The organism is Rhodobium orientis, from assembly GCF_003258835.1.
In the GTDB taxonomy this organism is placed as follows: Bacteria; Pseudomonadota; Alphaproteobacteria; order Rhizobiales; family Rhodobiaceae; genus Rhodobium; species Rhodobium orientis.
This window is the reverse complement of sequence record NZ_NPEV01000044.1, coordinates 38,142-47,446: the sequence shown is the minus strand read 5'-3', so window position 1 is coordinate 47,446 and position 9,305 is coordinate 38,142. Positions and strand designations below refer to the sequence as shown.

6 protein-coding genes are annotated in these 9,305 nt (G+C 67.3%); 1 reads left to right on the top strand and 5 read right to left on the bottom strand.

Features of this window, described 5'->3' with window-relative positions:
* Nucleotides 1-104 precede the first annotated feature (104 nt).
* The 4 genes from CH339_RS17675 to CH339_RS17660 form a co-directional block, all read right to left on the bottom strand.
* Nucleotides 105-1,106 carry a 2-oxoacid:ferredoxin oxidoreductase subunit beta gene (locus CH339_RS17675; RefSeq protein WP_111435704.1) on the bottom strand — a complete coding sequence of 334 codons (1,002 nt, stop codon included), beginning with the start codon at nucleotides 1,104-1,106 and terminating at the stop codon, nucleotides 105-107.
* Complete coding sequence (locus CH339_RS17670) at nucleotides 1,103-3,007, bottom strand: 2-oxoacid:acceptor oxidoreductase subunit alpha (RefSeq protein WP_111435703.1); 1,905 nt, start codon at nucleotides 3,005-3,007, stop codon at nucleotides 1,103-1,105. The genes CH339_RS17675 and CH339_RS17670 overlap by 4 nt, the downstream gene beginning before the upstream one ends.
* Nucleotides 3,008-3,233: 226 nt before the next feature.
* Nucleotides 3,234-5,489: a heavy metal translocating P-type ATPase gene (locus CH339_RS17665; protein ID WP_111435702.1), complete on the bottom strand. Its 2,256-nt coding sequence runs from the start codon at nucleotides 5,487-5,489 to the stop codon at nucleotides 3,234-3,236.
* Between the two features lie 144 nt (nucleotides 5,490-5,633).
* Nucleotides 5,634-7,178 (bottom strand): CYTH and CHAD domain-containing protein, encoded by a 1,545-nt coding sequence (locus CH339_RS17660; protein ID WP_111435701.1) that lies wholly within the window; start codon nucleotides 7,176-7,178, stop codon nucleotides 5,634-5,636.
* Between the two features lie 281 nt (nucleotides 7,179-7,459).
* Here CH339_RS17660 and CH339_RS17655 point away from each other — a divergent pair, with 281 nt between their 5' ends.
* Nucleotides 7,460-8,137 (top strand): AAA family ATPase, encoded by a 678-nt coding sequence (locus CH339_RS17655; protein ID WP_170138569.1) that lies wholly within the window; start codon nucleotides 7,460-7,462, stop codon nucleotides 8,135-8,137.
* Nucleotides 8,138-8,147: 10 nt separating this feature from the next.
* Here CH339_RS17655 and argE read toward each other — a convergent pair whose 3' ends face one another.
* Complete coding sequence (argE, locus tag CH339_RS17650) at nucleotides 8,148-9,305, bottom strand: acetylornithine deacetylase (protein WP_201240934.1); 1,158 nt, start codon at nucleotides 9,303-9,305, stop codon at nucleotides 8,148-8,150.

Below are 9,305 nucleotides of genomic sequence, written 5' to 3'. Positions count from 1 at the left end.
TCTCGGCTACCGAAACCAGGGCCGCAGACCCATCGAGACAATCAACTTATTCGTAAGCCAAGAAGCTTAAGTGGACACTCAAACTGAACCTCGAGCGCTCTCCTCTACTCCACCCGCCACGTATTCCCAGCGTGCATCGCCCCCGCAAGCCGGGCGGTGGATTTGGCCATGGTGCCTTGGGGGATCGGCTGGCGGCCGATGAAGGTGGCTTCCGGGGCGGCGTAGATAACGCCGACGGGGAGCGGGGCTTCCAAGGCCGAGAGCATCATGGCAAGGCCGTGGCTGGTCTCATCGTGGACGACGATGTCGTCGAGAGTGACGCCATCGAGCCCAATGGTCACCGGCTCCAGCGCATAGGTCTTGGGGTTGAATCGGATCCCCTTCGACTTGTCTGCGCCGTAGAGCATGGGTTCGCCGTGGCGCAGCCATAGCAGCGTCTCTTCGTTTTTCTTCTTGTCTTCCTGGTCGGCGAAGACGCCGTCGTTGAAGACGAGGCAGTTCTGCAGGATTTCGACGAAGCTCGTGCCGTGGAAGGCATGCGCCCGGGAAAAGGTCTCCGACAGGAGGCCTTGCAGGGAGTCGACGCAGCGGGCGATGAACCGGCCGTGGGCGCCGATGGCGAACTCGATCGGGTTCACCGGCTGGTCGAGCGTGCCGTGCGGCGAGGTCGGAGACAGGGTGCCGCGGCGCGAGGTCGGCGAGGCCTGGCCCTTGGTGAGGCCGTAGATCTCGTTGTTGAGCAGCAGATAGGTGACGTCGACGTTGCGGCGCAACAGGTGCAGCAGGTGATTGCCGCCTATGGCGAGCGAGTCGCCGTCGCCGGAGACCACCCAGACGTCGAGTTCCGGCTTGGCGATCTTGACGCCGGTGGCGACCGCCGCGGCGCGGCCGTGGATGGTGTGGAAGCCGTAGGTCTCCATGTAATAGGGGAACCTCGACGAGCAGCCGATGCCGGAGACGAAGACGGTGTTCTCCGGGTCGTTGCCCGCCTCGGCCAGCGTCTTCTGCACCGCCTTGATGACGGAATAGTTGCCGCAACCGGGGCACCAGCGCACGTCCTGCGCGGACGCGTAATCCTTCGGCTTCAGGGCGACTTCTGCGGTCATGACGACATCTCCGAAAGCGCGGCGCGGATCGCCGTCTCAACTTCACCGATCTGGAACGGACGGCCGGCGACCTTGGTCACGGCCTCGATCGGCAACAGGGTCTTGGCCCTGAGAAGCATGGTGAGCTGGCCGGTGTTGAGCTCCGGCACGATGACCTTCTTGAAGCCCTTGAGGAGCTCGGGAAGGTTGCGCGGGAAGGGGTGGATGTAGCGCAGGTGAATGTGGCTGACGGACAGCCCCTCGGCGACGAGCTTTTCGACCGCGTCGGTGATCGCGCCATAGGTCGAGCCCCAGCCGAGGACGGCGATGTCGCCGGTCTCCGCGCCGAGGTCCACCTCCTGCAGCGGAATGTCCTCGGCGATGCCGTCGATCTTCTTCATCCGCAGTTCGGTCATGCGCTCATGGTTCTTGGGATCGTAGGAGACCTCGCCGCTGCCGTCCTGGCGCTCCAGGCCGCCGAGGCGATGGACGCCGCCGGCCATGCCGGGAACGATCCACGGCCGCGCCAGGGTCTGTGGGTCGCGCGCGAAGGGCTGGATGCCGTGGGCATCGCCCCGCTGCAGGCGCCGGTCCGGCAGATCGGTGAGGCTCGGGATCTTCCAGGGCTCGGCCGCATTCGCGATATAGCCGTCGGAAAGGACGATCACCGGCGTCATGTATTTGACGGCGATCCGCGCGGCCTCAACGGCGATATCGAAACCCTCGGACGGCGCGCGCATGGCGATCACCGGCATCGGCGCATCGCCGTGCCGGCCGGCGACGGCCTGAAGAAGGTCCGACTGCTCGACCTTGGTCGGCAGGCCGGTGGACGGGCCGCCGCGCTGGACGTTGACGATGACGAGCGGCAGTTCGGCCGCGACCGCAAGGCCGAAGCCTTCCGACTTCAGCGCCATGCCGGGGCCGGAGGTCCCGGTCATGCCGAGGCCGCCGGCATAGGACGCGCCGATCGCGGCACAGATCGCCGCGATCTCGTCCTCGGCCTGGAACGTGCGGATGCCCGCTTCCTCGCCGAGCCGGGCGAGCGTGTGCAGCATGGTCGTCGCCGGCGTGATCGGATAGGAGCAGTAGACCGGCAAGAGGCCCTGCTTCAGGGCGCCGGCGGCAAGGCCGTAGGCGGTGGTCTCGGCGCCCGTCGCGGTGCGGTAGAGGCCCGGCGCGGCCTTCGCCGGCTCGATGGTGACGGGCTCCAGCCCGCTCGGCAGCAGCGCTGTCGCGCCGAAGGCATAGCCGGCTTCCACGGCCGCGAAGTTGACCGCGCGCACCAGCGGCTTGGTGCCGAACTTCTTGTCGATCCACTCCAGCGTCGCGTGCTTGTCGCGGCCGTAGAGCCAGAGCACCAGGCCGAGCACCCACATGTTGCGGGCCTTCAGCGCGTCCTTCTTGGAGGAGACGTCGATGTCGGGGATGGCGGCGACCGTCTCGCGGGTCAGCGTCGAGATATCGACGTTGAGGAGCCGGTAGTCGGCCAGTTCGTCGGCGTGGTCCTCGGACAGGGGGTCGTGATCGTAGCCGGCCTTCTTCAGGCCCGCGGCCTTGAAGGCGCCGGCATCGACGATGAGGACGCCGCCCGGCTTCAGGTCGACGAGATGGACCTTGAGCGCCGCCGGGTTGAAGGCGACGAGACAGTCGAGCTTGTCGCCCGGGGTATGGATCTCCTGGGACGCGATCTGGATCTGGAACGAGGAGACGCCGTAGGTGGTACCGGCCGGGGCGCGGATCTCGGACGGATAGTCCGGATAGGTCGACAGGTCATTGCCGGCAAGAGCGGCCTCGATACCGAACTGGTTGCCGGCGGACTGGATGCCGTCGCCTGAGTCTCCTGCGAAGCGGATGACGACCGCCTCGCGCCGTAAGCGGCGCCCTTCGTCCGGGGCGGTTCCGGCCGACGTTTGGAAATTCATGATGGACCCTCGATGGCTTGCGTGGCCTCCTCCCCAGGTGGCCTTGCGTGTGATCGCGTCGCCTGCATACCACCGGCAGGGCGCAGTCGAATTGATGTAAATCACATGCCGCATTTAAGGGGGGCGGCGCCCCTCCTTCAAGGTGGTGGCGAACCTGCCGCAGCAGCAGCGCCTACGCTCCCTTTGCGGCCTTAAGATGTTGTCTCACAAATCCGTTCCGATTCTTCTAACGGCTCTTAAACCGAGGCCGCCAGCGCTTCAAGAGAGCGGCATTACTGACCACCGAGATCGAGCTCATCGCCATCGCCGCACCGGCCAGTTCCGGCGACAGGAAGCCGAGGGCCGCGAGCGGCACGCCGACGACGTTGTAGACGAAGGCCCAGAAGAGGTTCTGGCGGATCTTGCGGCCGGTCGCGCGCGACACGTCGAGCGCGGCGGAAACGAGCCGCGGGTCGGGCCGCATCAGGGTCAGGCCCGCCGTCTCCATGGCGATGTCGGTGCCGGTGCCCATGGCGATGCCGATGTCGGCGGCGGCGAGGGCCGGCGCATCGTTGATGCCGTCGCCGACCATGGCGACCACCCGGCCCTCTTTTCTGAGCGCCTCGACCCGGCCGCTTTTGTCTTCCGGGCGCACCGGCCCCTGCCAGTCGTTGAGGCCGATGTCGGCGGCGACCGACGCGGCAACGCCGGCCGCATCGCCCGTCATCATCGTTGTCTCGATGCCGCGGCCCTTGAGCGCCGCAACGGTCTCGCGGGCCTCCTCGCGCACCGGGTCGGCGAGCGCGACGATGCCAAGGGCAATGCCGTCACGGGCAACGGTGACGACGGTCTCCGCGCTGCTTTCGCGCGCCGTAAGCAGCGCTTCGACCGCCGACATGTCGATGTCGTTCTCGGTCATCAGCGCGCCGTTGCCGACCAGCACAGAAGCGCCGTCGACAGAGGCCGAGACGCCGCGCCCGGCAATCGCCTTGAGGCCGGAGGACGGCGCCAGCGCAAGGCCCCGCTCCTCGGCGGCGGCGAGCGTCGCCTTGGCCAGCGGATGCTCGCTGGACCGGTTGGCCGAGGCGGCAAGCGCCAGCACCTCGTCCTTTGAGGTGCCCTCGGCGGCTTCCACGGCGGTGACCGCCGGCCGGCCTTCGGTCAGCGTGCCGGTCTTGTCGAAGACGACGGTGTCGACCCGGTGTGCCACTTCCAGCGCCTCGATGTCCTTGATGAGCACGCCCGCGCGGGCGGCGGCGCCAGTGCCAGCAACCAGCGCCGTCGGGGTCGCGAGACCCAATGCGCAGGGGCAGGCGATGACGAGGACGGAAACGGCCGCAACCAGCGCCGTCTCGAAGGTCCCGCCGGCGACCATCCAGCCGGCGAAGGTGAGAACAGCGATGGCGACGATCACCGGCACGAAGACGGCGGCGATGCGGTCGACCAGCCGCTGGATCGGAGCCTTGCCGACCTGGGCGGTCTCGACAAGCCGGATGATGCGGGCAAGGGTCGTGTCCTCGCCGACGGCGCCGGTCGAGACCTCAAGCGCGCCGGAACCGTTGATCGTCCCGGCCGTCACCTTGTCGCCGACGTCGCGCGCGACCGGCAGGCTCTCGCCGGTGACGAGCGACTCGTCGAGCTCGCTGGCGCCGGCGGAAATCGTGCCGTCCACCGGCACCCGCTCGCCCGGACGCACCAGCACGACATCGCCGGGCGCGACGCGCTCGATCGGCACGACCTCGGTCTTGCCATCCTTGAGCACCGTCGCGGTTTCGGGCCTGAGCGCCATCAGCGCGCGGATTGCAGCCGTCGTGGACCGCCTGGCGCGCGCCTCGATCAGCTTGCCGGTGAGGATCAATGTGAGGATGACGGCGGCCGACTCGAAATAGAGCGCGCCGGCCGCGGACGGTCCGCGTCCGATGAGGAGCGCCAGCGAATAGAAGAACGCCGCCGACGTGCCGAGCGAGACCAGCACGTCCATGTTCGCCGAGCCGCCGCGCAGCGACTTATAGGCGCCCATATAGAAGCGTGAGCCGACCAGCACCTGCACAGGCGTTGCGAGCGCGAGTTGGACCAGCGCCGGAATGTGCCACTCGAGGCCGAAAGCCATCGCGACCATGGAAACGATGAACGGCGCGGTGAGGACGACCGACATCGCCAGAAGAAGCAGCATCCGGCGCTCCTGGGCGTGCCGCGCCGCTTCCGAGGCTTCTTCCGCCTCGCGCCGCTTGGAGGCCGCCGTCTCGGCTTGTTTGGCCGTGAAGCCGGCCTTTTCGACGACGGCGATCAGGCGCGCCGTATCGACCTTTGCTGCGGGCACCACCTCGGCCCGTTCCAGCGCCAGGTTGACGCTGGCCGAGCCGACGCCCTCGACCCGCGACAGCACCCGCTCGACGCGGGCCGAACAGGCGGCGCAGGTCATGCCGCCGATTTCAAGGGTGATGGGGTCCGCGGGCGGTGCCGGCTGGACCGCCGTGTCGGTACGGGCTTCGGCAATGGTCATTGAAAGGAGCGTCCCTGCCGCCAGTTGAAGAAAGAAGGGTGTTGACGCTCAGATAGGTCTTCCAGTCACTGGAAGGTCAAGACGCAGGCGCAAGGCGAGGCGCGACAAAAGGGAACGGCACAGGAATGCGCCGGTCCCGGGAAACTAATCCTTGTCGTGCCAGAACGGCTTGGTCTCGGCGAAGGCGTACCAGTCCTTGATGAGTTGCCGGTCGATTTCCGCCGCCCGCCGCTGATGCCAGCCGAGCACCTGGCCGCCGGCGAGCACCCGCCGGCGCTCCTCCTCCGGCGTTGCCTCCGGCGCGCCGGGGATCGGCGCGGTCAGCTTCTCGATCATCGTCTCGGCCATGGCGACGTCGTTGAGCCGGCCGAGATCGTCCTGCAGGGCCGCGAGCCGCTTGTTGTAGCGCTCCTGCTTCTTGCCCGGGAACAGCCCGCCGAAGAACTCCACCGCATAGCGCATCTTCTTGACCGCGATCCGCACCCGATGACGCTTTTCCGCCGACAGTTTCTCGAACTTTTTCCCCCGCTTCAGAAGCTTGGCGTGCAGCGTGTCGAGCGAGGCCTGCGCGAAATCCACCACCGGCACCTGTCCGGCCTCCGTCAGGCCCGGCCGCGTTTCCATGAAGCGGCAGAGATCGATGAGAAGCGCGCCGTAGCGTTTCGACGACAGCGCCACGGCAACCTCCTCATAGGCGGCCGCGTGCAGGATCCTGCCGCGCGCGATCAGCGCATCGAGGAGGCTGGTGTCCTCCATCGTCGCCATCACCGGGTCGAAGAGATCGGCCTTCAACACATCGAGATCGCGCGCCGGACCCATGGAAGAGCCGAGCCAGCGCACCTCTTCGCTCAGCGGCGACAGCACATCCTCGTCGACCACGTGCTTGAAGGTGCCGAAGGCGGAACGCAGCCGCCGCGCCGCCACCCGCGCCTGGTGCACGCCCTCGATGTGGCAGTTGACCCGCGCGCATTCGTCATTGGCGGTAAGGTGCGACAGGCAGGTGCCGACGATCGCCGACAGCGCCTCACCGGCTGTCATCCGCGGGTCGAGGTCGAGCTTTTCGGCCTTCGACCAGGGCTTCAGCTTGGACGCCGCTAGCTTGAACCCGGCATCGGACTTGGAAAACAGGTGCAAGCGCGTCGGCACGACCGCATTGATCGCCTCGGCTTCGGCAAAAAGCGCGGCCGGATCGCCATCCTTGAGTTCCAGCTCCAGCTCGCAGAAATCGAGGCGCGCCTCGCCGGCCATGATGGTGCCGTCGTCGAAGGCAAGCTCGATCTCGGCCCCCTCCGCGGCAAATTGCCGGGTCTCACGCGTCACTTCGGACGAAAAGACCGGGGCGACATCCGCCGAGGTCAGGCAGCGCACGGCCTCAGGCAGCGCCGCGTCGATGACCAGCGAGGGATCGGGCACGGCGTCCGGCACGATCGCTTCCCATTCGGTGCGCGAAATGCCGCTTTCGCCGGCATCGCGCAGCTTGATGGTCTGGCGGTAGGTGCTGCCGTCATGGCGGATGCGCAAGTCGACGCCGAGGGCGCGAAGGCTGAGGTCGCCCGTGTCGAAATAGGTGTTGTGGAGGGTTTTCTTCCTGCCCCGGCCGAGCCTCTTCCACCAGGCGGATTTGCGCAGGCGCGCCATTTCCTTGGGATCGATACGCAGCTTCAGTTCGATCTCGCGCGGCGTCGTCATTTGTTCCTCGGTCTTTTTATGCGCCGACGGCCCGGCACCCCGTTGCCTTTCTAAGCGTTTCAAACCGGCCCGTCACGCCCCACCGTTCCGGCCAAGGAAGGAGCCCACCGACAATGGGCCGCCGCGCGCGCCGGTCCAAGGGGCAGGCCCCGCGACCTTTCCGCCGCGCGCGCGAAATCCCCAAGCCCTCTCGACAAGGCTCGGCGTTTTGGCCGACAGTGGCGGCAATCGAGGCCCGCCGGCACTTGCGGGTCCCTATTCGGAGGCACGAACCCCAAAAGATGGCCCGCCGCATCCTCTTCACCTCGCAAAAGGGCGGCGTCGGCAAGTCGACGCTCGCCCGCGCCGCCGCCGTCGCCCTGGCCGCCAGGGGCCGCAAGGTCCTGCTTGCCGATTTCGACGAAGCCCAGCAGACAGTGATGCGCTGGAACGCCCAGCGCCGCGCCCGCGGCCTGGAGCCGGCACTCGATGCGGCGGTCTTTTCCAAGAAGAAGAAGCTGCGCGGCCTCGACGGCGACTATGACGACATCGTCATCGACACCAGGGGCCACCAGGACGAGGCAACGCTGGAACTGGCCGCCGCCTCGGACGCCGTCTTCCTGCCGGCAAGCTTTTCCAGCGACGACCTCTTCCCGACGCTGAGGGTCGTCGCAAGCTTGCGCGAGACCGGCGTTGCGCCCGAGGGCGTCGCCATTGTCTTTTGCCGCACGGGCGGCTCCAAACGCCAGGAAGAGCAGGCACGCTCGGTGCTTGAGATGAACCGCATCACGGCACTCTCGCAAGCCCTGCCACAGAAGGACGGCTTCGTCACCGCCTACGCCACCGGCCGCACCGGCGCGGAAGCCCCGAACCGCTACCTGCGCGCGGCCGCGAAGGCCGTCGACGACGCCATGCTGGAGTTCATCGACACGGTCGCAGCGGCGAAAAACGGCGGGAAGAAGAAGGCCGCAAAGGGCTGAGCCACAGCCGCTACGTCAAATGCCCGATCAGCCGTCGCACGAATTCCGTGCCGGCCTGAAGTTGGTCCAGCGAGAGGAACTCGTCGGGCTGGTGCGCCTGGTCGATGGAGCCGGGGCCGCAGATGACGGTGGCGAACCCGGCTTGCTGGAACTGGCCGGCCTCGGCGCAGAAGGCAGCGCCCCGGACCTCGTTGTCGCCGGTCAGCATGCGGGCCAGCCGCTCCGCCTCGTTCTCCGGCTCCGGCCTCAGGCCCGGCACCACGGACCGAACCTCGATGTCGATGCCGGTCTCCGGTGCGACGGCCCGCATCGCCGGCACCACGGTCTTGCGCACATGGGCCTCGAAGCGCTGCAGATAGGCTTCCGGGTCTTCCTCAGGCAACGCGCGGATGTCGGTGACGAAGCGACATTCCCGGGCGACGATGTTCGACGCCGTGCCGCCGTTCAGAAGCCCGACATGGATGGTGGTAAAGGGCGGATCGTAGGCCGGGTTCTCCGCCGCGGTGCCCTTTCCCTCCTCCATCATGTCTTCCAGGTAGGCAACGAGCCGCGCGGCGACCATGGTCGCAGAGACGCCGCGCGGGATCTGGCTGGAATGAACCGAATGGCCGGTCACGGTGGTGGTGAAGACGAGGATGCTCTTGTGGCCTGTGATCACCTTCATGGAGCTCGGCTCGCCGACGATGACGGCAACCGACGGCGGCAGTTCGGCCGCCATTTCCGCGATCATCTCCGGCGCGCCGAGGCAGCCGATCTCCTCGTCATAGGAAAGCGCCAGATGGATCGGCCGGGAGAGCCCCGCCCGCTTCATCTCCGGCACCAGAGAAAGCGCGATCGCCAGAAACCCCTTCATGTCGCAGGTACCGCGACCGAAGAGCTTTTCGTCCCGCTCGGTCAGCGTGAACGGGTCGCTCGACCAGTGCTGGCCGTCGACGGGGACGACGTCGGTATGGCCGGAGAGCACGACACCGCCGGCCACATTCGGCCCGATGGTGGCGTAGAGATTGGCCTTGGAGCCGTCGGCGTTGGGGACGATTCGGGCTTCGATCCCAAGATGGGCGAGATAGCCGGCGACGAAGTCGATCAGTGCCCGGTTGGAATCCCGCGACACGGTCGCAAAGCCGACAAGCTTTGCCAGCATCTCGCGCGGGGTCATTTCCGTCATCAT

What these genes read in the sequence shown, in the direction of transcription:
- CH339_RS17675 (WP_111435704.1), bottom strand. Translation starts at nt 1,106, where the DNA reads ATGACCGCAGAAGTCGCCCTGAAGCCGAAGGATTACGCGTCCGCGCAG.
- CH339_RS17670 (WP_111435703.1), bottom strand. Translation starts at nt 3,007, where the DNA reads ATGAATTTCCAAACGTCGGCCGGAACCGCCCCGGACGAAGGGCGCCGC.
- CH339_RS17665 (WP_111435702.1), bottom strand. Translation starts at nt 5,489, where the DNA reads ATGACCATTGCCGAAGCCCGTACCGACACGGCGGTCCAGCCGGCACCG.
- CH339_RS17660 (WP_111435701.1), bottom strand. Translation starts at nt 7,178, where the DNA reads ATGACGACGCCGCGCGAGATCGAACTGAAGCTGCGTATCGATCCCAAG.
- CH339_RS17655 (WP_170138569.1), top strand. Translation starts at nt 7,460, where the DNA reads ATGGCCCGCCGCATCCTCTTCACCTCGCAAAAGGGCGGCGTCGGCAAG.
- argE (WP_201240934.1), bottom strand. Translation starts at nt 9,305, where the DNA reads ATGATGACGGAAATGACCCCGCGCGAGATGCTGGCAAAGCTTGTCGGC.